This is a genomic window from Ramlibacter humi (assembly GCF_004681975.1).
GTDB lineage: Bacteria > Pseudomonadota > Gammaproteobacteria > Burkholderiales > Burkholderiaceae_C > Ramlibacter > Ramlibacter humi.
Genome location: NZ_SMLK01000001.1, coordinates 1,231,378 through 1,257,951 on the forward strand (window position 1 = coordinate 1,231,378; position 26,574 = coordinate 1,257,951).

At 69.4% G+C, this 26,574-nt stretch carries 25 protein-coding genes; 12 read left to right on the plus strand and 13 right to left on the minus strand.

Annotated elements, in window-relative coordinates:
- Window positions 1-33: 33 nt before the first annotated feature.
- Complete coding sequence (locus EZ216_RS05750) at window positions 34-507, minus strand: hypothetical protein (RefSeq protein WP_135248644.1); 474 nt, start codon at window positions 505-507, stop codon at window positions 34-36.
- Window positions 494-2,539 carry an excinuclease ABC subunit UvrC gene (gene uvrC, locus EZ216_RS05755; RefSeq protein ID WP_135248646.1) on the minus strand — a complete coding sequence of 682 codons (2,046 nt, stop codon included), beginning with the start codon at window positions 2,537-2,539 and terminating at the stop codon, window positions 494-496. Before uvrC ends, EZ216_RS05750 begins: the two co-directional genes overlap by 14 nt.
- Window positions 2,540-2,561: 22 nt before the next feature.
- On the opposite strand from uvrC, the gene earP reads away from it, so the two are divergent.
- Genes earP through EZ216_RS05775 form a run of 4 tightly spaced genes read left to right on the plus strand, consistent with a single transcriptional unit; the run spans window position 2,562 to window position 6,284 of the window.
- Entirely contained in the window at window positions 2,562-3,608 is a 1,047-nt protein-coding gene (earP, locus tag EZ216_RS05760; RefSeq protein WP_135248648.1) for an elongation factor P maturation arginine rhamnosyltransferase EarP, read from the plus strand.
- A gap of 21 nt (window positions 3,609-3,629) precedes the next feature.
- Window positions 3,630-4,313 (plus strand): phosphatase PAP2 family protein, encoded by a 684-nt coding sequence (locus EZ216_RS05765; RefSeq protein ID WP_135248650.1) that lies wholly within the window; start codon window positions 3,630-3,632, stop codon window positions 4,311-4,313.
- Window positions 4,294-4,953 carry a response regulator gene (locus EZ216_RS05770; protein ID WP_135248651.1) on the plus strand — a complete coding sequence of 220 codons (660 nt, stop codon included), beginning with the start codon at window positions 4,294-4,296 and terminating at the stop codon, window positions 4,951-4,953. Before EZ216_RS05765 ends, EZ216_RS05770 begins: the two co-directional genes overlap by 20 nt.
- Before the next feature lie 2 nt (window positions 4,954-4,955).
- On the plus strand, window positions 4,956-6,284 hold the full coding sequence (locus EZ216_RS05775; protein WP_135248653.1) for an ATP-binding protein: 1,329 nt from the start codon (window positions 4,956-4,958) through the stop codon (window positions 6,282-6,284).
- Here the strand turns inward: EZ216_RS05775 and EZ216_RS05780 are convergent.
- Entirely contained in the window at window positions 6,262-7,899 is a 1,638-nt protein-coding gene (locus EZ216_RS05780; protein ID WP_135248655.1) for a phosphoethanolamine transferase, read from the minus strand. The genes EZ216_RS05775 and EZ216_RS05780 overlap by 23 nt on opposite strands.
- Before the next feature lie 174 nt (window positions 7,900-8,073).
- On the opposite strand from EZ216_RS05780, the gene efp reads away from it, so the two are divergent.
- Both efp and EZ216_RS05790 read left to right on the plus strand, forming a co-directional pair.
- On the plus strand, window positions 8,074-8,628 hold the full coding sequence (gene efp, locus EZ216_RS05785; RefSeq protein WP_135248657.1) for an elongation factor P: 555 nt from the start codon (window positions 8,074-8,076) through the stop codon (window positions 8,626-8,628).
- A 54-nt stretch (window positions 8,629-8,682) separates the two neighbouring features.
- A complete protein-coding gene (locus EZ216_RS05790; protein ID WP_167772835.1) occupies window positions 8,683-9,492 on the plus strand; it encodes a heme-dependent oxidative N-demethylase subunit alpha family protein in 810 nt (269 codons plus the stop codon).
- 67 nt (window positions 9,493-9,559) lie between these two features.
- Here the strand turns inward: EZ216_RS05790 and EZ216_RS05795 are convergent, their stop codons facing one another.
- Complete coding sequence (locus tag EZ216_RS05795; protein ID WP_135248661.1) at window positions 9,560-10,210, minus strand: hypothetical protein; 651 nt, start codon at window positions 10,208-10,210, stop codon at window positions 9,560-9,562.
- Window positions 10,211-10,295: 85 nt separating this feature from the next.
- Here EZ216_RS05795 and EZ216_RS05800 point away from each other — a divergent pair, with 85 nt between their 5' ends.
- Window positions 10,296-11,159, plus strand: a complete 864-nt coding sequence (locus tag EZ216_RS05800; RefSeq protein ID WP_135248662.1) for an LOG family protein — start codon at window positions 10,296-10,298, stop codon at window positions 11,157-11,159.
- On the opposite strand, the gene EZ216_RS05805 is transcribed toward EZ216_RS05800, so the two are convergent.
- Genes EZ216_RS05805 through EZ216_RS05815 form a run of 3 tightly spaced genes read right to left on the minus strand, consistent with a single transcriptional unit; the run spans window position 11,147 to window position 14,717 of the window.
- On the minus strand, window positions 11,147-12,304 hold the full coding sequence (locus EZ216_RS05805) for an MFS transporter (protein ID WP_135249126.1): 1,158 nt from the start codon (window positions 12,302-12,304) through the stop codon (window positions 11,147-11,149). The two genes, EZ216_RS05800 and EZ216_RS05805, sit on opposite strands and share 13 nt — an antisense overlap.
- A 20-nt stretch (window positions 12,305-12,324) precedes the next feature.
- Window positions 12,325-13,305, minus strand: a complete 981-nt coding sequence (locus EZ216_RS05810; protein WP_135248664.1) for a 2-hydroxyacid dehydrogenase — start codon at window positions 13,303-13,305, stop codon at window positions 12,325-12,327.
- A gap of 5 nt (window positions 13,306-13,310) precedes the next feature.
- Window positions 13,311-14,717: a sodium:proton antiporter gene (locus tag EZ216_RS05815; RefSeq protein WP_135248666.1), complete on the minus strand. Its 1,407-nt coding sequence runs from the start codon at window positions 14,715-14,717 to the stop codon at window positions 13,311-13,313.
- A gap of 166 nt (window positions 14,718-14,883) precedes the next feature.
- On the opposite strand from EZ216_RS05815, the gene EZ216_RS05820 reads away from it, so the two are divergent.
- Window positions 14,884-15,105 (plus strand): CsbD family protein, encoded by a 222-nt coding sequence (locus EZ216_RS05820; protein ID WP_135248668.1) that lies wholly within the window; start codon window positions 14,884-14,886, stop codon window positions 15,103-15,105.
- Between the two features lie 124 nt (window positions 15,106-15,229).
- On the opposite strand, the gene EZ216_RS05825 is transcribed toward EZ216_RS05820, so the two are convergent.
- From EZ216_RS05825 to EZ216_RS05835, 3 genes are read right to left on the minus strand one after another with little or no spacing between them, the layout of a single operon-like run.
- Window positions 15,230-15,961, minus strand: coding sequence for a nitroreductase (locus EZ216_RS05825; protein ID WP_135248670.1), 732 nt, complete (start codon window positions 15,959-15,961; stop codon window positions 15,230-15,232).
- Window positions 15,958-16,410: an acyl-CoA thioesterase gene (locus EZ216_RS05830; protein WP_135248672.1), complete on the minus strand. Its 453-nt coding sequence runs from the start codon at window positions 16,408-16,410 to the stop codon at window positions 15,958-15,960. The genes EZ216_RS05825 and EZ216_RS05830 overlap by 4 nt, the downstream gene beginning before the upstream one ends.
- Window positions 16,407-17,333 (minus strand): histone deacetylase family protein, encoded by a 927-nt coding sequence (locus tag EZ216_RS05835; protein WP_135248674.1) that lies wholly within the window; start codon window positions 17,331-17,333, stop codon window positions 16,407-16,409. Before EZ216_RS05835 ends, EZ216_RS05830 begins: the two co-directional genes overlap by 4 nt.
- 191 nt (window positions 17,334-17,524) lie before the next feature.
- On the opposite strand from EZ216_RS05835, the gene phaP reads away from it, so the two are divergent.
- A complete protein-coding gene (phaP, locus tag EZ216_RS05840; RefSeq protein WP_135248676.1) occupies window positions 17,525-18,070 on the plus strand; it encodes a TIGR01841 family phasin in 546 nt (181 codons plus the stop codon).
- 195 nt (window positions 18,071-18,265) lie between these two features.
- Here phaP and EZ216_RS05845 read toward each other — a convergent pair whose 3' ends face one another.
- Window positions 18,266-19,183 carry a patatin-like phospholipase family protein gene (locus tag EZ216_RS05845; protein ID WP_239024276.1) on the minus strand — a complete coding sequence of 306 codons (918 nt, stop codon included), beginning with the start codon at window positions 19,181-19,183 and terminating at the stop codon, window positions 18,266-18,268.
- 113 nt (window positions 19,184-19,296) lie between these two features.
- On the opposite strand from EZ216_RS05845, the gene EZ216_RS05850 reads away from it, so the two are divergent.
- On the plus strand, window positions 19,297-20,055 hold the full coding sequence (locus tag EZ216_RS05850; RefSeq protein ID WP_135248678.1) for a 3-hydroxyacyl-CoA dehydrogenase: 759 nt from the start codon (window positions 19,297-19,299) through the stop codon (window positions 20,053-20,055).
- A gap of 69 nt (window positions 20,056-20,124) precedes the next feature.
- Window positions 20,125-21,924, plus strand: a complete 1,800-nt coding sequence (ggt, locus tag EZ216_RS05855; protein WP_135248680.1) for a gamma-glutamyltransferase — start codon at window positions 20,125-20,127, stop codon at window positions 21,922-21,924.
- Window positions 21,925-21,930: 6 nt separating this feature from the next.
- Here the strand turns inward: ggt and EZ216_RS05860 are convergent, their stop codons facing one another.
- Together EZ216_RS05860 and EZ216_RS05865 are read right to left on the minus strand one after the other, a co-directional pair.
- Window positions 21,931-22,818 (minus strand): YihY/virulence factor BrkB family protein, encoded by an 888-nt coding sequence (locus EZ216_RS05860; RefSeq protein WP_135248682.1) that lies wholly within the window; start codon window positions 22,816-22,818, stop codon window positions 21,931-21,933.
- 65 nt (window positions 22,819-22,883) lie between these two features.
- A complete protein-coding gene (locus EZ216_RS05865; RefSeq protein WP_135248684.1) occupies window positions 22,884-24,530 on the minus strand; it encodes an acyl-CoA synthetase in 1,647 nt (548 codons plus the stop codon).
- A 106-nt stretch (window positions 24,531-24,636) separates the two neighbouring features.
- Between EZ216_RS05865 and dnaG the strand changes: the two genes are divergently transcribed.
- Window positions 24,637-26,475 carry a DNA primase gene (gene dnaG, locus EZ216_RS05870; protein ID WP_135248686.1) on the plus strand — a complete coding sequence of 613 codons (1,839 nt, stop codon included), beginning with the start codon at window positions 24,637-24,639 and terminating at the stop codon, window positions 26,473-26,475.
- Window positions 26,476-26,574: the final 99 nt, after the last annotated feature.

The window sequence follows — 26,574 nt, forward strand, 5'->3', positions numbered from 1 at the left end:
ATGGCGCCCGTGACGCCATGGGCCGCCGCGGCGTCAAGGCGCTTCGGCCAGCGTGCGGAGCTGGAACTTGAGGTCGTCGTTGTAGAGGAAGGTCTCGTTGAACTGCCAGGGCTGCGGCAGGTGGCCCACCGGTTCGAACGGCGCGGCGCGGCGGATGGCGCGCATGGCCATCTCCACCGTCTCGGGCGACTGGCGCGGCATGCGCAGCACGTTGATGTGCCGCACCGAGCCATCGTGATTCAACTGCACCTGCAGCACGGGGATGGACCGCAGCGGATCGGGCAAGGGCCCGGCGAAGGTCTCGGCAGGGCTGGTCTCGTGGATGCGGCGCGCGGCGCGCATCTTGTAGTCGTCCCAGCTGCGAGACGGCCCGGTGGGATGCGCGGCCGCCACGGTGGCCTGCTGCGCGCCGGGTGACACCACCGCCGGGGAAGGCGCGGGCCCCTGCGAGCCGCAAGCCGCCAGCAAGGCCGCCCAGCCGGCGGTGAACCATCTAGTGAAGCGCACGGTAAATCTCCTCTGCCAATTCACGGCCGATGCCCTCGACCGAAGCGATGTCGTCCACGCCCGCGGAAGCCACGCCGCGGATGCCGCCGAAGCGCTGCAGCAGGCGCGCGCGCTTCTTCGCGCCCACGCCCGGGATCTCTTCCAGCTTGCTGCCGCCCACGCGCACCTTCGCGCGCCGCGCCCGCATGCCGGTGATGGCGAAGCGGTGCGCCTCGTCGCGGATCTGCGCCACCAGCATCAGCGCGGCGGAGTCCTTGCCCAGGTACACCTTCTCGCGGCCGTCGGCGAACACCAGTTCTTCCAGGCCGACGCGGCGGCCCTCGCCTTTTTCCACGCCGACGATCACCGACAGGTCCAGCCCCAGCTCGGCGAACACCTCGCGCGCCATGCTCACCTGGCCGCGGCCGCCATCCACCAGCACCAGGTCGGGCAGGCGCGTCGCGCCGCCGCGCGTGGAAGCCTTTTTCTTCGGCGCGGCTTCCGCTCCGGTGTCAGGCTCGGCCGCGGCCGGGACTTCCGCTTCGCCATCCGGCGGCGAGGCTTCGGGCGAATCGCGCCCCACTTCGGCCAGCCGCGAATAGCGGCGCGTGAGCACCTGCCGCATCGCGGCGTAGTCGTCGCCGGGCGTGATGCCGTCGATGTTGTAGCGGCGGTACTCGCCGTTCTGCATCTTGTGGTGGTGGTACACGACGCACGAGGCCTGCGTCGCCTCGCCCGCCGTGTGCGAGATGTCGAAGCACTCGACGCGGAAGCCCTCCAGCTCGTCGGGTTCCAGGTGCAGCGAATCGACCAGCGCGCGCGTGCGCGACTGTTGCGAGCCTTCCTCCGCCAGCAGGCGCGCCAGCTGCAGGTCGGCGTTCTTCTGCGCCATCTCCAGCCACAGCCGGCGCTGCTCGCGCGGCTGGTGCACGGCGGTGATACGCACGCCGCTCTGGTCGGACAGCGCGTCGATCAGCTCGCGCGACACCTGCACGCTGGTGATCAGCGTGGGCGGCACCGGCACGCCGATGTAGTGCTGCGCGATGAACGCCTCCAGAATCTGCACCTCGACCGGCTGCGATGGCGCCGCGTCCTGCGCGTCGTCGAAATCCTGCACCACCGTGGCGTCTTCGATGTGCGACGGGAAGTAAGGCCGGTCGCCCAGGTGGCGGCCGCCGCGCACCATGGCCAGGTTCACGCACGCCTTGCCGCCCTGGACCTTCACCGCCAGCACGTCGGCGTCCTTGTCGGAGCCGGTGTCCACCGACTGCTGGTGCAGCACTTTAGACAGTGCCGACATCTGGTTGCGCAATTCGGCGGCCTGCTCGAATTCCAGCCGCTCCGCATGCGTGGTCATGCGTTTTTCCAGCTGCGCCAGCACGGTTTGCGTGTCGCCGCGCAGGAAAGCCTCGGCGTTGCGCACGTCCTGCTGGTAGTCCTTGGGTGCGACCAGGTTCACGCAAGGGCCCGAGCAGCGCTTGATCTGGTACAGCAGGCAGGGCCGCGTGCGGTTGGCGAAAACGGTGTCCTCGCAGGTGCGAAGGCGGAACACCTTCTGCAGCAGCTGGATGGATTCCTTCACCGCCCAGGCGCTGGGGTAAGGGCCGAAGTAGCGGTGCTTGCGGTCCACCGCGCCGCGGTAGTAGGCGACGCGGGGGAAGTCGGCCGCGCTGTGCGGGCCGTGCGCGGCCGCGTCGTCGAAGCCCACCTTGTCGGGCGCGCCGTGGATCTTCAGGTAGGGGTAGCTCTTGTCGTCCCGGAAGAGGATGTTGTACTTCGGGTCGAGCGCCTTGATGAGGTTGTTCTCGAGCAGCAGCGCCTCGGCCTCGGAGCGCACCACCGTGGTCTCCATGCGGGCGATCTTCGAGATCATGTGCCCGATGCGCGTGCCGCCGTGGTTCTTCTGGAAGTAGCTGGAGACGCGCTTCTTCAGGTTGCGCGCCTTGCCCACGTACAGCACGCCCCCTTCGGCGTCGAAGTAGCGGTAGACACCGGGCAGCTGCGGCAGCGCGGCCACCTCGGCCAGCAGTTGTTCGGAATGCGCGGCGGACATCGACCCGTATTATCCCGGCAGCATGCGCTGGGACATCTTCTGCAAGGTCATCGACAACCACGGCGACATCGGCGTGTGCTGGCGGCTGGCGTCCCAGCTGGGCACGCTGGGTCACCAGGTGCGGCTGTACGTGGACGACGCGTCGGCGCTGGCCTGGATGGCGCCGCAGGGGCACCCGCAGGTGGCGGTGCACGCATGGGCCCAGGCGCGCGATGCCCTGCCCGGCGACGCGGTGATCGAAGCCTTCGGCTGCGAGCTCGACGAGCCGGTGCAGGCCGCCATCGCGGCGCGCACCCGCGCAACCGGCCACCAGCCCGCGTGGATCAATCTCGAATACCTGTCCGCGGAACCGTGGGTGGACCGCTGCCACGGCCTGCCCTCGCCCGTGATGGCCGGCCCCGCCCTCGGGCTGGCCAAGCGCTTCTTCTATCCCGGCTTCACCGCCGCCACCGGCGGGCTGCTGCGCGAACCGGACCTCGCCGCGCGTCAGGCTGCGTTCGACCGCGCCAGCTGGTTGCGTGCCCATGGGGTGGACTGGCAAGGTGAACGCCTCATCAGCCTGTTCTGCTACGAACCGCCCGGGCTGCCCGCATGGCTGGCGCAACTGGCTTCGGCCGCGGAGCCGGTTCGCCTGCTGGTCACCGCCGGCCGCGCGGCACAGGCCGTCCGCGCGGCCTTGCCCTCGCTGCCCGCGGCCTCGCGCCTCGCGATCGACTGGCTGCCGCTGATGCCGCAGCCCGGGTACGACCACCTGCTGTGGGCCTGCGACGCCAACTTCGTGCGCGGCGAAGACTCCTTCGTGCGCGCGTTGTGGGCTGGGCGGCCGTTCGTGTGGAACCCGTATCCGCAGGCGGATGGCGTCCACCTGGCGAAGCTCGATGCCTTCCTCGACTGGCTGCAGGCCCCCGCCGGCCTGCGCGAGTTCCACCATGCCTGGAACCAGCCGCACCATGCGCTGCCCCGGGCGGATTTCGACGCTTGGCGACAATGCGTCACCGGGGCACGCGACCGGGCCCAGGCCATGCCGGACCTCGCCAGCCAATTGACGGGCTTCGCTGCCGGTGGATGACGGCGCTCCCTCCTCCTTTCCATGCTTCGCCAGACCCTCCCTCCCCTGCTCGTTCCCACCGTCGCCGCGCTTGTGCTGGTGCTGGGATGGGACGCTTCCGGCCTGGACCTGCCGGCGGCCCAGTGGGCCAGCCACGCGGGCGGCTTCCCGCTGCGCGACAACTGGCTGTGGTCGAAGGTGCTGCACGAGGGGGCCCGCACCGCGGTGTGGCTGATGGTGCTGTGGCCGGTGAGCGCGCTGTGGCGGCCCACCGGCGTCCTGCGCCGGCTGCCGCGCGCGCGCATCGGCTGGCTGCTGGCCACGGCGCTCACCGGCATGCTGCTGATCTCGGTCCTCAAGCATCACAGCCTCACCAGCTGTCCGTGGGATTTGCGCGAGTTCGGCGGCAAGGCGCGCCTTGTCTCGCACTGGGCCTGGGGCCTGTCCGATGGCGGCTCCGGCCAGTGTTTCCCCGGCGGCCACGCCTCCGCGGGCTTCGCCTGGCTGGCCGGCTATTTCGCCTTCCGCGAACACCAGCCACGCGTGGCTCGCGCGTGGCTCGCCGGCGCGCTGGTGGCGGGCGCGGCCATGGGCGTGGCGCAGCAACTGCGCGGCGCTCACTTCGCCAGCCACACCTTGTGGACCGCCTGGCTCTGCTGGACCTGGGCCTGGCTGTGCAGCTTCGTGCTGCCGGCCCTGCACCGCGATGAGACTGCTGCTCGCTGAAGACGACGCCATGATCGGCCGCGCCGTGCAGCAGGGGCTGGCCGGCGCGGGCTTCGCGGTCGACTGGGTACAGGACGGCCGCGCCGCCGAGCTGGCGCTGGGCAACGGCGTGTACGACGCCGCCGTGCTGGACCTCGGCCTGCCCGGCAAGGACGGCATGCAGGTGCTGCGCGACCTGCGCGCCAGGGGGCTGCGGCTGCCCGTCCTCGTGGTCACCGCGCGCGACGGCGTGCCCGACCGCATCGCGGGCCTCAACGCGGGCGCCGACGACTACGTCCTCAAGCCTTTCGACCTGGACGAGCTGATCGCCCGCGTGCGCGCGCTGCTGCGCCGGAGCGCGGGCACCGCCACGCCCGAACTTTCGTGCGGCAGCCTGCAGCTGGATCCGGTCAAGCGCGAGGTGCGCCTGGCCGGCGAGCCGGTCGGCCTCTCCCCGCGTGAGTTCGCGTTGCTGGAAGCGCTGATGCAGCGGCCCGGCGCCGTGCTCTCGCGCGAGCAGCTGGAAGAGGCGGTGTACGGCTGGGGCGAGGAAGTGGGCAGCAACGCGGTGGAAGTGCACCTGCACCACCTGCGCCGCAAGCTGGGCGCAAGCACCATCCGCAATGTGCGCGGCGTGGGCTACAAGGTCAGCGCGCCTTGAGCATGCGCTCCATCCACCGCAACCTGCTGGCCTGGATCATGGGCGCGCTGGCCGTGGGCGCGGCAGTCCTCCTCGCGGGCTCCTGGTACATCCTGGAGAGCGAGATGGGCGAGGTGTTCGACGACAACCTCAAGCAGGTCGCGCTGGCCCTGGCTCACCACCAGGGCGGCACGCGGGGCAACCCACCGCGGCTGGCCGAGCAGCTGCCGCGCATCTACGAGGAATACGGCAAGTTCGAATTCGTCACCGCGGTGTGGAGCCTCAACGGGCGGCTGCTGAACAGTTCCGACGCGGCGGTCCACCTGCCATTCCGCTCGCGCAGCGGGCTCAGCCAGGTGGTCATCGAAGGGCACCGCTGGTACCTGTACACCATCGTGCTGCACGACCGCATCGTGCAGTCGGCCCAGCTGGCCAGCGAGCGCGAGCTGCTGGCGCGCGAATCGATCTCCGCACTCGTCGGCCCCACCTTGGGACTGCTGTCGCTGATCGTCGTGCTGCTGGCCATCGCGGTGCGGCGCGGGCTGACGCCGCTGTCCACCGCCGCGGACGACGTGGCGGCGCGCAGCGCGGAGGCCATGCACCCCATCGCGCTGGAAGACCACCCCAGGGAACTGCATCCGCTGGTCGGCGCCGTGAACGGCCTGATGGCGCGGCTGGGCGACGCGCTGGCGGTGCAGCGGCACTTCGTCGCCGATGCCGCGCACGAACTGCGCACGCCCATGACCGCGCTGCGCCTGCAACTGCAGCTGCTGGAGCGCGCTGGCGACGAAGCGCAGCGCCGCGAGGCGATGGCCGAGCTGGCCGCCGGCGTGGAACGCGCGCAGCACCTGGTGGAGCAGTTGCTGCAGCTGTCGAAGCTGGGGCCCGAAGGCGCGGAGCTGAAGCCGCGGCCGGTGGCCCTGGGCGAGCTGGCGCGCACCTGCGTCGCGCATTTCAGCGCCCGCGCCGAGGCCCGCGGCATCGACCTGGGCGCGGAAGTGGCCGGCGAGCCCATCATCCTGGCCGACCTGTCGCAGCTCACCACGCTGCTGAACAACCTCGTGGACAACGCCCTCCGCCACACGCCGGCCGGCGGGCGCGTCGACGTGTGCGCGTTGCTCAGGGACGGCCATTGCCTGCTGCAGGTGGCCGACAGCGGCCCGGGCATCCCGCCGGAAGAACGCGAGCGGGTGTTCGACCGCTTCTACCGCGGCGCCGGCCAATCCGCGGGCGGCGGCAGCGGCCTGGGCCTGGCCATCGTCAAGGCGGTGGCGGAGCGCCATGGCGCCGGCGTGGCGCTGGAACAGTCGGCCGCGGGCGGCCTGCTCGTCACTGTGCGTTTCGCGCCGTGACGGCCCGGCACGGGACCAGGATGTCCTTGTCCGGCTGGTAGACGCTGGCCTGCACCTGCATCACGCCCAGCAGCGTGTGGAACAGGTTGTCGTGCGAGACCGGTTGCGCCGCGCGGCTGCGCAGGCAGCCCACGTCCAGGTGCGAAGCCGACGCGAAGCCCGGCGAAAACCAGGCGACCATGGGCACGTGCTTCTGCACGTCGGGGGCGATGGGATAAGGCATGCCGTGCAGGTACAGGCCCGACTCGCCCAGCGATTCGCCGTGGTCCGACATGTACAGCATGGCGGTGTCGTAACGGCCGGATTGCGTCTTCAGGAAATCGATCAGCTGCGCAAGGAAATAATCGGTGTACAGCAGCGAGTTGTCGTACGCGTTGACGATCTCCGCCGGCGTGCAGCGGCGCAGCTCGTCCTGCTCGCACGCGGGCGCGAAGCGGCGGAACGCCGCGGGATACCGCCGGTAGTACGCCGGCCCGTGGCTGCCCAGCTGGTGCAGCACGACCAGCAGGTTGCCGTGGGCGTCGCGCACCACGCGGTCCAGTCCGTGCAGCAGCACCTCGTCGTAGCACTGCCCCTCCGGGCACAGCCCCTCCACGGCCGCATGGTCCATCTGCTCGGCCGGAAGGCCCGCACACACGCCCTTGCAGCCCGACTGGTTGTCGCGCCACAGCACCTGCACGCCGGCGCGGTGCAGCACGTGCAGCACCGATTCGTGCGAGAGGATGGCGCGCTCGTCGTAGTTCTCGCGTCCGTAGGGCGAGAACATGCACGGCAGCGAGACCTCGGTCGAAGTGCCGCAGGAGGTGGCATTCCTGAAATTGACGATGTCGCGCTTGGCCAGCTCCGGGTTGGTGAGGCGGTCGTACCCGTTGAGCGAGAAGTTCTGGGCGCGTGCCGTTTCGCCGACCACCAGCACGAACAGCGTGGGACGGCGGTCCGGGGTCGCAACCGTGCGCGCGTCCTGCCCCACGACCGCCAGCGGGCCCGCGGGCCGGGATGCGCGGCCGAAGTAGTACGACGCCGAGGCGGCCACCACGTTGCCCGGCGCGAGGAGGTGCCGCACTTCGCGCTGGTTGCGCATCGCGGAAGCGAAGTCGGCGAACACCGGCAGCAGGCTGGCGACCACCATGATGGCCGCGCCGGTGATCCAGCCGGTGCGGACGGCCGCGGCACGCAGGGGACGCCGGCTGAGCAGCCGGGGCCACCAGAGCGCCACGGCGGGCAGGACGCCCAGCAGCAGCACGTGGCGCACGAATTCGATGCTGAGCAGCTCGCGCGCCTCGCCCCAGTTGGTGGCGATCACGTTGGCGAACATGGTCCGGTCGAAATAAACCGAGTAGCGCTCCATGTAGAACGACACGCAGGCCCCGGTGACGAGCAGGATCGCCAGCAGCGGCCTGACGGTCCAGCGGGTGGCCAGCAGGAGCGCAAAGCCCGTGTAGGCGGCGGCGAAGGCCGTGAACAGCGCGGCCATGAACGCCCAGGTGCCCGGCGCGTGCGGGTCACGGCCGGCCAGGATCGAGTGCCAGAAAGGAGCATTGCAGGCCGCCAGCAGCCACAGCGCCGCGAGCAGCACCAATGTTTCGGTGTGCAACGCCGGACGGGAAATTCGCATCTCCCGAGGATGGGCTGGAGGCGCTTAAGAGGCGCTTAAGACAGGGACGGGTGCCGGGAAACGGCTAAAATAGGAGGCTTTGCGCACGCAGCCACTGTCGGCTTGCGCGCCCCCGCCGCCTACCGCACGCTCGCGAGCGCCGGCCCCGCGGCCTACCTCAGCCTCTCACAGTCCATGAAAATCGCTCAAGAAATCCGCGCCGGCAACGTGATCATGCATTCCAGCGCCCCCTGGGTCGTGCTCAAGACCGAATACGCCCGCGGCGGCCGCAACGCCGCCACCGTGCGCATGAAGCTCAAGAGCCTGCTGTCCAACCAGGGCACCGAAGTCGTCTTCAAGGCCGACGACAAGATGGACCAGATCGTGCTGGACAAGAAGGACTGCACGTACTCCTACTTCGCCGACCCGATGTACGTCTGGATGGACGGCGAGTACAACCAGTACGAAGTCGAGAACGAGAACATGGGCGACGCCCTGAACTACCTCGAGGAAGGCATGCCCGCCGAGGTGGTGTTCTACGAAGGCAAGGCGATCTCGGTGGAACTGCCCACCAGCGTCGAGCGCGAGATCACCTGGACCGAGCCCGCCGTCAAGGGCGACACGTCCGGCAAGGTGCTCAAGCCGGCCAAGATCGCCACCGGCTTCGAGATCGGCGTGCCGATCTTCGTGGCCCAGGGCGACAAGGTCGAGATCGACACCCGCACCGGCGAGTACCGCCGGCGCGTCTGAGGCCCGTCCCTCCCCTCCAGCGAAGGCTCCCGACGGGAGCCTTTTTTGATGCCCATGCCCACCACCGTCCTCGATCCGCAGCTGGTCGCTTCGCCGTTCCGCATGCAGCCGGGCTTGCGGAAGCTGGCCGCGGGCGAGCCGCAATTGACGGCGCTGCGGCCGGGCAGCGCGCTGCATGAGGAGAAGCGGCGCGTGTTCGAGGCGGGTGCGTCGCGCCATGCGATGCCGGGCTTCGATCCAGGACCGGCGCTGGAAGCCATCGCACGACAGGTGTCTGAGCAAGGTCTGCGAATCGACCCAGCCGCTCCGCCCGAGCTGGCGTTCGAGGAAGACTTCGCCGTGCTCGATGGGGTCACCGGCACCCTGCCGTGGCTTTGCGTCTGCGTGCCTTCGCATTGGGCGCCGGAAGACAAGCTCGGCCTGGACTTCAGCGCCGTGCACGCGCCCGTGGCCGACGCCGCCACGCTGCTGGCGGCGGGCTCCCACTTGGTGCAGCTGGCGACCGGCGGCGAGCGCTGGGAGCGTCACGTGTGGACGATCAGCCCCTCGCCGCGCCACGACCAGCATCCGCGCCGCCAGCCGCGCGCGCCGTGGCCCGATGCCGCCGATGCGGCTGCGTTCGCGGCCGGCTGCTGGCTACGCGTGGAGCGGCAGACCTTCTTCCCGGTGGGGCGCGGCACGCGGCAGGCGGTGTTCACCATCCGCGTGATGCTGCAGCCGCTGGTGGAAGCCGCGCGCACGCTCGGCCTCGCTCCGCGGTTGCGTGAATCACTGGCCTCGATGACCGATGCCGTGCTGGCGTACAAGGGGCTCACGCCCGCGCGCGCGCCGCTGCTGCGCTGGCTGGATTCCAGGGCGGTTTGATGGATCTGCTGCCGCGCATCGCGCAAGTGATCGTGCCGGTGTTCCTCATCGTGGCCGCCCTGCCCGGTCAATAGACGCGCCGCGCCAGCATCACGCCGATCACGATGAAGACGGCGAGCGTGACGCCGGCGACCGACGCCCACATCATCGGCGGCGCGCCCACCGCGCGCGAAGTGCTTGCCGCCTGGGGCGCACGCGCGTTGGGCAACCAGGCGACGAGTTCGCCGGCGGCCTGCGGCGTGAACAGCTCCAGCCGCACACGCTGCAGCGCCGGCCGCCCTTCATGGCGCACGCCAAGTTCCACTTCGCTGCCTTGCACCTTCGTCTCGGCGATGTCCTGCACCGGAAGCTTCACCCGGCTGTCCTTCCAGCCCAGGCCCTCCCGGTGCCGGCCCGCGATGCGCAGCACGTCGGGCTGGACGCGAATCTCCACTTCGCCGCGGAAGGCCGGGATGGGCATGCCGGCGCCATGCACGCCGGCCAGGCTGCCGGGGTAAGTGGCCTGCACGATGGAATGCGCGCTGGTGCGCTGCGGGCTGAAAGGCTCGGCCGGCGCGCGCCGGATCAGGTCGGCCACGGTGAGCCGGCTGCCGTCGGTGCCCACCAGCTCGTGCTCGCTGGTCAGCGCTTTCTTGATCCGCATGCCGACGATGGTGCGCCGGTCGTACGGGCCCACCTGCTGCCCTTGCAGCAAGACATGGAACAGTGGCTCCTCCACGATCGTTCCCTCCTCGTCTTTTCTGGGCGCGGAGGATAACGCCGCGCCGGCCCAAAGCGCGCGGCTTTCCCGCCACAATGCCCGCATGGCATCCACCCGCAACCTGCACGACAACCGCCTGGCCGACGCCTGGGCCACCATCAAGGCGCATTCCGACGCCGGCCTGCCGCTGGACCAGGACGCCAGCCGGCTGGCCTTCGCCGACCCCGAGTTCCTGCTGCGCCGCGAGACGCGCGGCATCCGCTTCCAGCTGGAGCTGCTCAAGCCCGACCTGGAGCAGCAGGCGCACGGCATCGAGAACACCATCGTCGTCTTCGGAAGCGCGCGCTTCCGCAGCCAGGACGAGGCGACCGCGCTGGTCACGGCGGCCGAGGCCGGCGGCGACCCCGAGGTGCTGCGCCGCGCCAAGGCGCTGGCGCGCAACGCGCACTACTACGAGAAGGCGCGCGCCTTCGGCCGGCTGGTGGCCGAGTACAGCGCCGGCAAGGAGCCGCGCGACATGCTGTTCATCTGCACCGGCGGCGGCCCCGGCATCATGCAGGCGGCCAACCGCGGCGCCTACGAAGGCGACGGCATCAGCGTGGGGCTTTCCATCGCGCTGCCGATGGAGGAAGCGGCCAACCCGTACGTCACGCCGGCGCTGTCGTTCAAGTTCCACTACTTCGCGCTGCGCAAGATGCACTTCATGATGCGCGCGAAGGCGCTGGTCGCCTTCCCCGGCGGCTTCGGCACGCTGGACGAGCTGTTCGAGGTCATCACGCTCGTGCAGACGCGCAAGGCCAGGCAGGTGCCGATCGTGCTGTTTGGCAGCGATTACTGGAAGCGCCTGATCGACTTCGACGTGCTGGTGGACGAAGGCGTGATCTCGCCGGCGGACCTGCAGCTCTTCCGCTACGCGGACGAGCCCCAGGCCGCCTGGGACCACATCCGCGGCTTCTACAAGTTGTGAGCCGGCTGCGCGTCGCGCAGCCCGATGGCCACCCTCGTGCCCGCGCCCACCAGCGCGGCTACCGCCCAGAACACCGACGAGATGCCGACGACGGCGCCGGCCGCGCCGAACAGCAGCGGCATGCTCACGCTCGACGCGTTGATCGCCATCAGCCGCAGGCCCACGGCCTGGCCATGCCGGTGTTCCGGCGTGATCTGGTGCAGCGTGCTCATGATCATCGGCTGCACCGTGCCGAGCGCGAAGCCGAGCAGCACCGAGCAGGTGCCCATCGCCAGCGGCGCGCGCAGGAACGGGTAGACGAAGAACAGCACCGCCGTGGCGACCATCGCGGAGGTGACCACCGCCCATTCGCGCAGGCTGGCCGCCACCGTGGGCAGCAGGACGCGGACGGCGGCGGCCGCGACCGCGAAGGCGCCGAGGATGGTGCCGATGACCGAGGCCGACAGGCCGCGCTCGTGCCCCAGCACCGGAACGACGAAGGTGTGCACGTCCCAGCAGGACGACAGCAGCCAGTTCACGAGCAGCAGGCGGCGGAACATGGGCTCGCGCAGCAGGTCCCACGCGGTCTGGCGGTGGTTGCCGGGCGGCGGAGGCACCGGCGGCAGCTCGTTCGCGCCGCGCACCCAGAACCACGCGATCAGCGGCAGCACGGCGACGATCAGGAATGCCAGCTGGAAACCCGCCGCATCGATGGCCAGGCCGCACGCGAAGGGCCCGAGGAAGTTCGATGCCGCCGGCCCGATGGCGAGCCAGGAGAACACCTGCTTCAGCTGCGTCGGTCCCACCGCCGCGCGGCCCACGTGGCGCTGCAGCGCGATGGCCGCCGTGCCGGTGGCGCCGCCCGTGAGCAGCGCCGACAGGCACAGCACCGGGAAGATGGGGAAAGCCACCGCGATGCCGCCGCCGATGGACGCCGCGATGACCGCCAGCCCGAACGGCCGGCGCAGGCCGTGGCGATCGGCATACCGGCCGGCAGGCAGCGCGAGGAACACTTGCGTCAGCGCGAACAGCGCCAGCAGAACGCCCACCGCGGCTTCGCTGTAGTGCGCGCGCAGCGCCATCAGCGGCGCCGCCATCCGCATGCCGGCCATGCTGGCATGCAGGAACACCTGGCCCGTGATCAGCCAGGCCAGCTCTCGACTCAGGCCGCCCATGGCGGCCTCCCTCAGCCCAGCGCCTCCGGGTTGAGCGGCGTCAGCGGCCTGCCCTGCGTGAGGAAGGCGACCAGGTTGTCGGCGGCCAGGTTGGCCATGGCCAGGCGCGTCTTGATGGTGGCGCTGGCGATGTGCGGCGTGAGCACGACGTTGGGCACGGTGAGCAGGTCGGGATGCACCTGCGGTTCGCCCTCGAAGACGTCCAGGCCCGCGGCCGCGATGCGCTTCTCGCGCAGCGCCTTCGCCAGCGCGGCATCGTCCACGATGCCGCCGCGCGCGATGTTCACGAGCGTGGCCGTGGGCTTCATCTGCGCCAGTTCCGCCGCGCCGATGGCGTGGTGCGACTCCTTCGAGTACGGCAGCACCAGCACCAGGTGATCGGCTTCGCGCAGCAGCTGCTCCTTGCCGACGTAGGTGGCGCCGCATTCCTTCTCGAGCTGGGGCGCCAGGCGCGAGCGGTTGTGGTAGATCACCTTCATGCCGAAGCCATGCGCGCCGCGGCGCGCGATGCCCTGCCCGATGCGGCCCATGCCCAGGATGCCCAGCGTGCTGCCGTGCACCTCGGCGCCGGCGAACATGTCGTAGGCCCACTTCTTCCACTGGCCCGCGCGCAGGAAATGCTCGCTCTCGGTCATGCGGCGCGCCGTGGCCATCAGCAGCGCGAAGCCGAAATCGGCCGTGGTCTCGGTCAGCACGTCGGGCGTGTTGGTGCCCAGCACCTTGGCCGCCGTCATCGCGGGCAGGTCGAAGTTGTTGAAGCCCACGGCCATGTTGGCGCAGATGCGCAGCTGCGGGCAGGCCTTGAGCAGGCCGGCGTCGATGCGCTCGCCACCGGTGGTGAACGCGCCCGCCTTGCCCTGCAGCTTCGAGATCAGCTGCTCGCGCGACAGCGGCTGGTCGCCGTCGTTGGACTCGACCTCGAAGTGCCGGCGCAGCTTCTGCAGCACCTCGGGAAAGATGGAACGGGCGACGAGGATGGCGGGCTTGGTCATGGAATTCAGCGGAACCAGAGGAAGGTCATCACGGCGAACAGCGGGATGAGGAAGGCGATGGACCACGCCATGTAGCCGAAGAAGCCGGGCATCTTCACCCCGCGCTCCTCGGCGATGGCCTTGACCATCAGGTTGGGCGCGTTGCCGATGTAGCTGTTGGCGCCCATGAACACCGAGCCGGCCGAGATCGCGGCCAGCGTGGGCGCCAGCGCGTTCATCAGCGTCTGCGCATCGCCGCCGGCCGTGTTGAAGAACACGAGGTACGTCGGCGCGTTGTCGAGGAAGGAGCTGAGCAGGCCGGAAGCCCAGAAGTACATGGCGGGATCGGGTGAGCCGTCGGGCCGGGTGACAGCGCGCACGATGGGGCCGAACGGCCCTTCGGTACCGGCCTTGAGCATGGCGATGACGGGGATGATCGTGAGGAAGATGCCGGCGAACAGCTTGGCGACCTCCTGCATCGGCCCCCAGGAGAACTGGTTGGACTCGTGCACCGCGGCGGGCGTGATGCGCAGCGAGACGATGGTCACGGCGATCAGCCCCAGGTCCCGCACCAGCCCGGGCAGGCCGACGCGCACGCCGGCGACGTCGAAGCCGGCGGCCGACTTCCAGAAGCCGGACAGCAGCACCAGCACGATCACCGCCGCCAGCAGCCAGAAGTTGCGCGCGCCAGCGAAGCCGATGGCCGGCGTGTCGGGCGTGGGGTCGAACCGCTGGATTTCCTCGCGCCGGTGGTAGTACCAGCTGTCCAGCACGAAGAACGCCGCCAGCAGGCACCCCACCAGGAACAGCGTCTCCGGGAAGATGTGGAACACGGTCCAGAAGAAGTCCACGCCCTGCAGGAAGCCCAGGAACAGCGGCGGGTCGCCCAGCGGCGTGAGCGATCCGCCGGCGTTGGAGACGATGAAGATGAAGAACACGAACACGTGCGCCTTGTGCCGGCGGTTGTCGTTCGCGCGGATGAGCGGGCGCACGAGCAGCATGGACGCGCCTGTCGTGCCCATGAAGCTGGCCAGCACCGCGCCGATGGCCAGCACCGCGGTGTTCAGCTTCGGGCTGCCGTGCAGGTTGCCGCGGATGTAGATGCCGCCGGCCACCGTGTACAGCGCCGTGAGCAGGATGACGAACGGGACGTACTCGCCCACCAGCGCGTGCACGAAGGCCGAGCCGGCCGCGCCGGGCCCGAACATCGCCGCGAAAGGCAGCAGGAACGCCAGCGCCCAGGCGGCGGCCACCTTGCCGTAGTGGTGGTGCCAGAACGATGGCGCCAGCAAGGGCGCGAGTGCGATGCTCAACAGGATGCCGGCGAACGGCAGGCCCCAGGCGGGGGCGAGTTGGCGGCCGTCGAGCTCGGCCGCCAACACGGCGTGGGGCAGCAGCAGGGCCAGGCCTGCCGCGATGAGTGCTTTTTTCATGTCTCCTCGGGACGGTCGCCTTGCGCGGCCGAGCATGTGAGCATACCAACGCAAGGGGGGCCTGGCTCTGCTGTAGGCGCGCGCCGACCTGCGCGGCGAGGCGCCTTCCTACCGACGCGGCGCCCGGCGCTGCCTACAGTGCGTCCAACACACCTGCAACGACGCGATGAACAACGACCGGCTGCGCGGCCAATGGAAGCAGTTGAAGGGCCGCCTCAAGGAACGCTGGGGCCACCTGACCGACGACGACCTGGACGTGATCGCCGGCCGCCGCGACCAGCTGCTCGGGCGCATCCAGGAGCGGCACGGCATCGCCAGGGAAGACGCGGAGAAGCAGGTGAAGGATTTCGAGAGCCGGAACCCGGACGTGCGATTCGACGGGTCCTGAAGGCGCTCGCGGCATCTGGCGGCCGTCCGGACAGCGGCCGCCGGCGAACCGTCCGGCGGGACGGTTCTTGACGCCAGGGCGCGGCATCGAGGCACCGATGCCGCGCCCTCTTTTTATCTCCCGGTCACTCCAGCCAGTGGGTGAACTTCTCCACCGGCTCGCGCGGCGTGGTGAACTCATTCACGCGCGCCGACTTGTCCGCCCAGCCCAGCGACATGCCGCACACCAGCATCTCGTCGGGACCCGCGCCGATGTGCGGCAGCACGATGCGCGCATAGCCGTTCCACGCCGCCTGGGGGCAGGTGTGCAGGCCTTCGGCGCGCGCGGCCACCATCAGGTTCTGCAGGAACATGCCGTAGTCCACCAGCGAACCGCGGCCCATCACGCGGTCCAGGGTGAACATCAGGCCCACGGGCGCGTCGAAGAAGCGGAAGTTGCGCTGGTGCTGCGCATGCATCTTGTCCTTCTCGCCCTTCGCGATGCCCAGCAGGCCATACAGGCTCCAGCCGTTCTCGCGGCGCCGGTCGATGTACGGCGACACCCACTTCTCGGGGTAGTAGTCGTACTCCTCGCGGTACTCGGCGGCCAGCGCGGGATTGGCGTAGATGGCGTCGTGCGCGGCGCACACCTGGCGCACCAGCTCGTCGCGCGACTTGCCCTGCAGCACGTACACGCGCCACGGCTGCGTGTTGGTGCCCGAAGGCGCGCGGCTGGCGATGCGCAGGATGCGCTCGAGGGTTTCGCGCGGCACGTTGCGCGGCAGGAAAGCGCGGGCGGAAAAGCGGCTCTCGATGGCCGCGGCCACGCTGGGCGGATCTTCCACGGGCGTACTCACCTGTGGCGTGCTGCTGCTCATTGCAATTTCTCCAGGACGGCGCGCAGGGCCGCGGGCAGCGGCACCGGCCGCCGCGTTTCGCGGTCGACGTAGACGTGGATGAAGTGGCCCTTCGCCGCGGTGGTGGGCTCGCCGGCGGCGAACAGCCCGACTTCATAGCGCACGCTGGAGCCGCCGAGCCTGGCGACGCGGATGCCGGCTTCGATGGACTGCGGGAAAGCCAGCGGCGCGAAGTAGTTGCATTGCGTCTCGACCACCAGCCCGATGGTGCCGCCGCCGTGGATGTCCAGCGCGCCCTCTTCGATCAGGTGCGCGTTCACCGCGGTGTCGAACCAGCTGTAGTAGATGACGTTGTTGACGTGGCCGTACACGTCGTTGTCCATCCAGCGGGTGGTGATGGTGCGGAAGGCCTTGTAGGCTTCGCGCGGCTCGGCCTGCGGTTTGGACGCGGCGGTGGGCGTGTCGCTCATCGGCGGCGATTCTGCCAGCGCTGCCAGTACTGCGCGGCGACGCCGAAAGTGTTCACCTGCGCCTGCACCGTGTCTTCCATGCGCTTGCCGTAGCCGCCGGCCATCGCGAAAGCCAGCGGCAGGCCGCGCTCCCAGGCCCACTCGAACACGCGGCGGTCGCGCGCCTCCAGGCCGTCCCAGGTGAGCTTCAACCGCCCGAGGCGATCGCCTTCGTGCGGATCGGCGCCGGCGAGGTAGATCACCAGGCCCGGATCGAAGCGCCTCTCCAGTTCGCCCAGCGCGCCTTCCAGCGCGTGCAGGTACTCGTCGTCGCCGCAGCCGTCGGGCAGGTCGACGTCGAGATCGGAAGCTTCCTTGCGGAACGGAAAGTTCTTCTGGCCATGCAGCGACAGCGTGAACACCGAGTCGTCGCCGCGGAAGATCCTCGCCGTGCCGTTGCCCTGGTGCACGTCCAGGTCGATGACCGCCACGCGCAGGCGGCGGCCGCGGCGCAACTGCTCGGCCTGCATCAGGCGCGACGCGACCGCGGCATCGTTGAACACGCAGAAGCCGCCGCCGCGATCGGCGCTGGCGTGGTGCGTGCCGCCGGCGATGTTGCCAGCCACGCCTTCGTTGAACGCCGCGCGGCAGGCCGCGATGGTGGCGCCGACGGAACGGCGCGCCCGCTCGGCCATGGCCGGGCTCCAGGGAAAGCCGATTTCGCGCAGGATGACTGGGTCGACCGTGCCGTCACTGATGGCCTGGATGTACTCTGGCGAATGCGCCAGGGCCAGTTCGCCGTCGGTGGCGGGCAACGCCTGCCGCAGCTGGACCGCAGGCAGCTCATCGGCCAGCCGGTCGCGCAGGAGCTGGTACTTGGCCATCGGGAACCGGTGGCCCGCGGGCAACGGCAGCACGAACTGCGTCGCGTAGAAAACCTGCATGCGGCGATTGTCTGCGGGCCGTCCCGGCAGGCGGTTTCTAGGGGCCGGCTTCTAGAATGCTGCGGCGCAACAAAAATCGCTTGCAACGGTGGACGACATCCCTATACTTCGATCCATGCTGCACTGCAACAAGAACTGGGTTTCCCAGACAGTGCCCCGAACCACCGCCCGCCACCACCTGGAGATTCGCAATGCTGACCGCTGAACAAGTCCTGGCCTCGCAAAAGGCTTCCGTCGAGACCCTCTTCGGCCTGACCACCAAGGCTTTCGAAGGCGTGGAGAAGCTCGTCGAGCTGAACCTGACCGCCACCAAGGCCGCCATCGCCGAATCCGCGGGCACGACCCAGACCTTCCTGAGCGTCAAGGACGCGCAGGAACTGCTGGCCCTGCAAGCCAGCCTGTTCCAGCCCCTGGCCGAGAAGACCGCCGCCTACAGCCGCCACCTGTACGACATCGCCGCCGGCACCGGCGCCGAATTCGGCAAGGCTTTCGAGTCGCAGGCCACCGACGCGCAGAAGAAGTTCCTGGCCGCCGTGGACAACGCCGCCAAGAACGCGCCTGCCGGTTCCGAGACCGCCGTCGCCGTGTTCAAGAGCGCTGTCGCCGCCGGCAACAACGCGCTGGAATCGGTGCAGAAGGCCGTCAAGCAGGCCACCGAAGTCGCCGAAGCCAACTTCAACGCCGTGGCCAGCACGGCGGTGAACGCCGGCAAGACCACCGCCCGCGCCAAGCGCTGAGCAAGGCTTGAAACACTGAGCGCCGGCACCAACTGGGTTGGAGCCGGAACTCTATCCGCCACGGAGCATCTATCCGACACTCCTTGTGATCGACCAGGAGTTCTTCAGGTTGTCTCCTCGGGTCCTTTCGACACTCTTCGGAGTTCAGGGATCCTTCGGCCCGGATCGCAAGGTCCGGGCTTTTTTATGGGCGCTTCACTTCGTCGCTGCCGCGAGCGCCGCGCGCAGCTGAGGCAGCGCACGCTGCATGGCGGCCCGGCCGGCTTCGATGGCGCGGCGGCGCGAAGCGAAATCGGCGCCGCTCATGCCCACGAGCGAGGGCCGCACCACCAGGTCGGCTTCCTTCAGCTCCCAGCGGTTCAGGCTCTTGCCCATGATGGCGAAGGTCTGCAGCAGGATCTGCAGCGGATCGCCCGAGGGATTGCCTTCCGGCGCCGACGAGATGTCCACAGCGATCACGAAGTCCGCGCCCATCTGGCGCGCATAGCGCACAGGCACCGGTGACACCAGTCCGCCGTCGACGTACTCCGACCCCGCGATCTTCACAGGCAGGAACACGGCCGGCACCGCGCTCGAGGCGCGCACGGCCGTGCCGGTGTCGCCACGCTGGAACAGCACGCCTTCGCCTGTGTCCAGCCGCGTTGCAAGGATGCCGATGGGCATGGCCATCTGCTCCAGCAGCTTGTGGCCGACCTGTGCGTTGACGTAGCGCGCCAGCGCCTCGCCGCGCAGCATGCCGCGGTTGAACAACGGCAGCGTCCAGTCGGCGAATGCGGCCTCGTCCATGGCTTCCGCGGCCTGCTGCAGCTGGGCTGCATTGCGTCCGCTCGCGTACAGCGCGGCCACCAGGCTGCCCGCCGAAGTGCCGGCGACGAGATCGGGCTTCAGGCCCGCTTCTTCCAGCACCTGGATCACGCCCACGTGGGCGAAACCGCGCGCGGCGCCGCCGCCCAGTGCGAGGCCGATGCGCGGCGGCTTGGGTGGCGCTGGCTGCGCCACTGCGGGCGGGGCCACTGGGACGGGCGGCGCGGGAGGCGTCTGCGCGCAGCCGGCCGCCAGAGCGACCACGACGAAACCCAAAGCCAGCTTCAGCCGGCCAACGATTGCCTTCACGTACTTCCTTCGGTCGCGCGCTCGCGCGGGGTGCGCATTCTCGCGCGGCGGCCGGCGCCGCGAGTCGCGGATAATTGACGTGCACGTCAACTCACCAATCAGGAGCAAGTTCCATGGACATCAAGGGCAAGGTCTTCATCGTCACCGGCGGCGCGTCCGGCCTGGGCGAAGGCACCGCGCGCATGCTGGCCGAAGCCGGCGGCAAGGTCGTCGTCGCCGACATGCAGGCCGAGAAGGGCGAAGCCGTCGCGAAGGAGATCGGCGGCGCCTTCGTCAAGTGCGACGTGAGCCAGGAAGCCGACGGCCAGGCCGTGGTGGCCAAGGCCGTGTCGCTGGGCAAGCTGATGGGCCTGGTGAATTGCGCCGGCATCGCGCCCGCGGAAAAGACCGTCGGCAAGAACGGCGCGCACAACCTGGCGCTGTACACCAAGACCATCATGGTCAACCTGGTGGGCAGCTTCAACATGATCCGCCTGGCGGCTGAAGCCATGTCGAAGAACGAGCCGGAGAGCACGGGCGAGCGCGGCTGCATGATCAGCACCGCTTCCGTCGCGGCCTACGACGGCCAGATCGGCCAGGCCGCGTACAGCGCTTCGAAGGGCGGCGTGGTCGGCATGACGCTGCCCATCGCGCGCGACCTGGCGCGCAACGGCATCCGCAACATGACCATCGCGCCCGGCATCTTCGGCACGCCCATGCTGTTCGGGATGCCCAAGGAAGTGCAGGACGCGCTGGCCGCCAGCGTGCCCTTCCCTTCGCGCCTGGGCACGCCGCAGGACTACGCCAGGCTCGCGAAGCACATTTTCGAGAACGACATGCTCAATGGCGAGGTGATCCGCCTCGACGGCGCCATCCGCCTGGCGCCGAAGTGAGCCACCGGCCTCAGGGCCAACCCTGAGGGCCTCGGGTTTACGATGCGCTCCCCGCAAAGAGGAGACGCGATGAAACTCAAGCTCACGGCCCTGGCTTTCACCGCGGTGGTCGCCGGCTGCGCCGGCACCCCGCCTTCCAGCTTCCAGTACCAGCCCCCGGTGCAGCCGGAGGCTGCTTCAGGCTACACCGAGAAGCCCGGCTGGGCCACGCGCAAGTTCGCGGTCGCCGCAGCCAACCCGCTGGCCACCGACGCGGGCTACCAGATCCTCAAGGCGGGCGGCTCCGCCGTCGATGCGGCCATCGCGGTGCAGATGGTGCTGGCGCTGGTCGAACCGCAATCCAGTGGCATCGCGGGCGGCACCTTCCTGCTGCACTTCAACGGCAAGGACGTCGAGGCTTTTGACGGCCGTGAGACGGCGCCCGCGTCGGCCGACGAAAAGCTGTTCCTCGGCGCCGACGGCAAGCCCCTGCCTTTCTACGAGGCGGTCGTGGGCGGCCGCTCGGTCGGCACGCCCGGCACGCTGCGCGTGCTGGAAATGGCGCACAAGCAATACGGCAAGCTGCCCTGGGCCACGCTGTTCCAGCCGGCCATCACGCTGGCCGAACAGGGCTTCCGCGTCAGCCCGCGGCTGAACACGCTGGTCGCGAGCGACGCACACCTGAAGAAGGACCCGGCCGCCCTCGCCTACTTCTTCAAGGCCGACGGCCAGCCGCTCGACGTGGGTTCCGTGCTGAAGAACCCCGAGCTGGCCAAGGTGCTGCGCCGCATCGCCGGCGAAGGGCCCAAGGCCTTCTACGAAGGCGACATCGCGCAGGCCATCGTCGACAAGGTGCAGAAGCACCCGACCAACCCGGGCAAGTTGACGATGGCCGACCTGGCCAACTACCAGCCGAAGAAGCGCGCGCCGATCTGCAGCGACTACCGAGCGGCCGCCGGCAAGGACTACCGCATCTGCGGCTTCCCGCCGCCGAGTTCGGGCGCCATCGCGGTGGGCCAGATCCTGGGCATCCTGTCCAACACCAACGCGGGCAGCATCGCGCCCGTCAACGGCCTGCCCACCGCCGACTGGCTGCACCTGTACACGGAGGCTTCGCGCCTGGCCTTCGCCGACCGCGGCCAGTACCTGGGCGATCCCGATTTCGTGCAGCCGCCCGGCGGCAACTGGATGACGCTGCTGAACCCGGCCTATCTGGCCGAACGCGCCAAGCTGATCGGCCCGCAAAGCATGAAGGTGGCGCAGGCTGGCAACCCGGCCGCCACCCGCATGAGCTACGCGCCGATGCCTGACCAGATCGAGCACGGCACCTCGCACATCAGCATCGTCGACCCGTACGGCAACGCCATCGCGATGACCACCACCATCGAAGACCAGTTCGGCTCGCGCCAGATGGTGCGCGGCTTCATGCTGAACAACGAACTCACCGACTTCAGTTTCGCGCCCACCGACGCGCAGGGCCAGCCGGTGGCCAACCGCGTGCAGCCGGGCAAGCGCCCGCGCTCGTCGATGGCGCCGACGCTGGTGTTCGACAAGGCGAGCAACGAACTGGTGATGAGCGGCGGCAGCCCGGGCGGCGCGCTGATCATCCATTTCACCGCCAAGACGCTGTACGGCGTGCTGAACTGGGGCATGACGCCGCAGCAGGCGATCAACCTGCCCAACTTCGCTTCGCTGAACGGCCCGACCCTGCTGGAAGAAAAGCGCTTCCCGCCCGCGACGGTTGAAGCGCTGCGCGCCCGCGGCGCGGAGGTGCGCGAACAGGCGCTGACCAGCGGCCTGCAGGCCATCACGCGCGGCCAGGCGCACGGCGAGCTGTTCTGGTTCGGCGGCGCCGATCCGCGGCGCGAAGGCATCGTGATGGGCGACTGACGCCCGTCAGTGCGGCCGGGACGCGGGCATGGGCTCGCGGCCCAGCCGCTCGTATTCCGAGATCACCTGCGCGCCCAGCAGCAGCAGCGTGGCGGCGATCTCCAGGCTCAGCAGCACCACGATGGCGGTGGTGAGCGAGCCGTAGACGATGTTCACCTTGGACAGCCGCGCGAAGTACCACACCAGGACGTGGCGCGTGATCTCCCACAGCAGCGCCGCCGTCACTCCGCCGGTCAGCGCGTGTCGCCAGGTGAGGCGTCCCGTCGGCATCACCATGTAGATCGAGGTCAGCAGGAACACCTCGCCCACGAACCCCAGCAGGTAGAGCAGCAGGCCCGACAGGCCGCTCAGCGACCACTCGTGCCCGAACAGCAGGAGGCTCTCGTCACCCAGTGTCTGCAGCTTGCCCGCCACCAGCGTCACCACCAGCAAACCCACGCCCAGGCAGACGATGTAGCAGTACGGCAGCAGCGCCGAGACCAGGAAATGCCGCCTGCGCACGGTCAGGCGGTGCAGGAAGATCACCGACATCGCCTTCTCCAGCACGGTGAAGGCGAGCGAACTGAAGAACAGCATGGTGCCGAGCAGCACCCAGCCGACGACGTCGCGGTGCGCCACGAAGGAACCCAGCTCGCCCAGCACGGCGCGCGACTGTCCCGGCAGCAACAACTCCAGGTAGCGGCCGATCGTGTCCAGCAGCTCGGCCTGGTCCACGAGGTGCGACAACCCGATCACGGCCAGGATCAGCAGCGGCACCACGGAGAGCAACGCGTAGTACGCCACCGCGCCCGCGAGCAGCAGGCCCTGGTTGCGGATGAAGCCCGCCACCACCCGGCGCGCGAACGCGCCGGGGCCGGCGACCACTTTCGCGGCGGCGGGACTCAGGATCGGCATGCCGCCGAGTATGGCGGGCCTGCGGCTTTCGCGGGGCCCCGCCGTCGAAACCGTGCGGATGAGCGCTAGACGTCGATGGCCTGCGCGGAGCCCGCCTGCTTGCGCAGCTCGAACTTCTGGATCTTGCCGGTGCTGGTCTTGGGCAGTTCGCCGAAGACGACGGCCTTGGGCACCTTGAACCCGGCCAGGTGCTTGCGGCAATGCGCGACGATGTCTTCCGGTGCGAGCCTCGCGCCTGCCTTCAACTCGACGAACGCGCAGGGCGTCTCGCCCCACTTCGGGTCGGGCCGGGCGACCACCGCCGCGGCCAGCACGTCGGGGTGGCGGTACAGCACGTCTTCCACCTCGATCGACGAGATGTTCTCGCCGCCGGAGATGATGATGTCCTTGCTGCGGTCCTTGATCTTGATGTAGCCGTCGGGGTACTGCACCGCCAGGTCGCCGGTGTGGAACCAGCCGCCCGCGAAGGCTTCCTGCGTGGCCTTGGGGTTCTTCAGGTAGCCCTTCATCGTGATGTTCCCGCGGAACATGATCTCGCCCATGGTCTCGCCGTCCCACGGCACGGGCTCCATCGTCGCCGGGTTCATCACCATCGCGCCCTGCTGCAGGTGGTAGCGCACGCCCTGGCGCGCGTTCAGGCGGGCCCGCTCGCCGATGTCGAGCGATTCCCATTCCTCGTGCTTGGGGCACACGGTGGCGGGGCCGTACACCTCCGTCAGGCCGTACACGTGCGTTAGGTCGAAGCCCAGGCGCTCCATGCCCTCGATCATCGAAGCGGGCGGCGCGGCACCGGCCACCATCGCCTTCACGCCGCGCGGCAGGCCTTTCTTCAATTCGTCGGGCGCGTTCACCAGCATGCCGTGCACGATGGGCGCGCCGCAGTAGTGGGTGACGCCGTGGGTCTTGATGGCGTCGATGATCGCGCCCGCTTCCACGCGGCGCAGGCAGACGTTCACGCCGGCGCGTGCCGCGACGGTCCACGGGAAGCACCAGCCGTTGCAGTGGAACATGGGCAGCGTCCACAGGTAGACCGCGTGCTTGGGCATGTCCCACTCGAGGATGTTGGACACCGCGTTGGTGGCCGCGCCCCGGTGGTGGTAGACCACGCCCTTCGGGTTGCCCGTGGTGCCGCTGGTGTAGTTCAGCGCGATGGCGTCCCACTCGTCGGCCGGCATCTGCCATTCGAACTGCGCATCGCCGCCGGCGACGAAAGCGTCGTAGGTCGTCTCGCCCAGGCGCTCGGCGGGGCCGGTGAACACCGGGTCTTCGACGTCGATCACCAGCAGCGGCGCCGTGCCCTTGCGCAGCGCCAGCGCCTTCTTCATCACGGGCGCGAATTCCGGATCGACGATGACCACCCTGGCTTCACCATGGTCCAGCGTGAAGGCGATGGATTCCGGGTCCAGCCGCGTGTTCAGCGCGTTGAGCACCGCGCCGGCCATCGGGATGCCGAAGTGCGCCTCCACCATCGGCGGCGTGTTGGGCAGCATCACGGCCACCGTGTCGCCCTTGCCGATGCCGCGCGCGGCCAGTGCGGAAGCCAGCTGCCGGCAGCGCGCGTAAGTCTCGGACCAGGTGCGGCGCACGGGACCGTGCACGACGGCCAGCCGGTCGGGATAGACCTCGGCCGCCCGCTCGAGGAACGACAGCGGCGTGATGGCCGCGAAATTCGCCGCGTTGCGCGGCAGGTCCTGGTCGAAGATGCTGGCCATGGGGATGTCTCCTCGCTCGCGGCGCTCGTACCGCGGCGCGCCTACTTTAAGCAGGACGGCGACATCCCGGAATCGGGACCGTGCATTAGGTAAGAATACCGAGCCGATGGCCATCCCCCAGTCGTTCATCCAGGAGTTGCTGGCCCGTGCCGACGTGGTCGAGATCGTCGGCCGCTACGTGCAGCTGAAGAAGGCCGGCGCCAACTTCCAGGGCCTGTGCCCGTTCCACAGCGAAAAGTCGCCCTCCTTCACGGTTTCGCCCACCAAGCAGTTCTTCCACTGCTTCGGCTGCGGCAAGCACGGGAACGCCGTCGGCTTCCTGATGGAGCACGCCGGCATGGGCTTCGTCGACGCGGTGAAGGACCTGGCCGGCCAGTACGGCATGGAGGTGCCGGAAGACGACCGCTCGCCGCAGGACCGCGAAAAGGCCGCGCAGCAGCGCCAGAAGCAGCAGACCCTCAGCGACGTGCTGGAAAAGGCCGGGCAGGCCTACCGCAAGCACCTGCGCGGATCGCCGCGCGCCATCGACTACTTCAAGCGCCGGGGCGTTTCCGGCGAGATCGCCAAGCAATTCGGCCTGGGCTACGCGCCGGAAGGGTGGCGCAGCCTGGCCAGCGTCTTTCCGAACTACGACGACCCGCTGCTGGCCGAAAGCGGCCTGGTCATCGTCAACGAAGAAGATTCCAAGCGCTACGACCGCTTCCGCGACCGCGTGATGTTCCCCATCCGCAACGTCAAGGGCGAGTGCATCGGTTTCGGCGGGCGGGTGCTCGGCGACGAGAAGCCCAAGTACCTGAACTCGCCCGAGACGCCGGTGTTCAGCAAGGGCCGCGAGCTGTATGGCCTGTACGAGGCGCGCAATGCCATCCGCGAGGAAGGCTACGTGCTGGTCACCGAGGGCTACATGGACGTGGTGGCCCTGGCGCAGCTGGGCTTCCCGAATGCCGTGGCCACGCTGGGCACCGCCTGCACGCCCGAGCACGTGCACAAGCTGTTCCGCTTTACCGACGCGGTGGTCTTCGGCTTCGACGGCGACGCGGCAGGCCGGCGCGCGGCACGCAAGGCGCTGGACGGCGCCCTGCCCTATGCCACCGACACGCGCACGGTGAAGTTCCTGTTCCTGCCGCCCGAGCACGACCCGGACAGCTTCATCCGCGAGTTCGGGCGCGACGAGTTCCAGCGCTATGTCCGCCAGGCCGTGCCGCTGAGCGTGTTCCTTCTGGAAGCCGCGTCGGAAGACTGCGACCTGTCCACCGCGGAAGGCCGCTCGCGCATGCTGACCGTGGCGCAGCCGCTGTGGTCGCTGTTGCCGGAAGGCGCGCTGAAGCGGCAGCTGTTCGCGTCCATTGCCGAGCGATCGCAGGTCGGCACGCACGAGCTGGCGGAACTTTGGCGCCTGCCGGGGGCATCCAGGCCCGCCCGCGGCAACAGGGGCGACCGCGAACGCCGTGAGCCGCGCGCGTACGGCAGCGGCGTGCGCCAGCCGGTGAAGGGCAAGACGATCGCCTTCGCCGAAACCATCGCGCGGCTGGTGCTGCGCAACTCGTCCGCGTGGGAGCGCCTGACGCACCACGACCACGAGGTGCTGTGCGGCCTGCAGCCGCCGCTGGGCGACCTGTTTTCGTGGATCGACGCCGGGGTGCACGAACACGGTGGCCAGCCCTGGGCCGCGCTGCAGGCCGGGCTGGAAGGCCAGGCTTTCCAGCCCAAGGCGGCGGAACTGATGGCCTACGACGAAAGCCAGCCGCTCAGCCGCATGGTCGAGGACGTGGACACGGCCGAGCAGGACCTGGGCCGCTCGATGCTGGAGATCCACCTGGACCTGACGGCCAGTGCCATCGACGAGGCCAACCGGCTGCCCCAGAGCGACCCCGGCCGCGTGGACCGGTTGCGCGAGCTGAGCCTGCGTCAGAAGGACCTGCTGGCCCGCAAGCACACGCGCTAAGGTCTTGAAATCCCAAAGAAAAGATATAATGTAGGGTTCGTCAGCGGCAAGAGCGACAGCAGCACCTCCGGGCCGGCCGACCGTGCACCCACAGCGGGC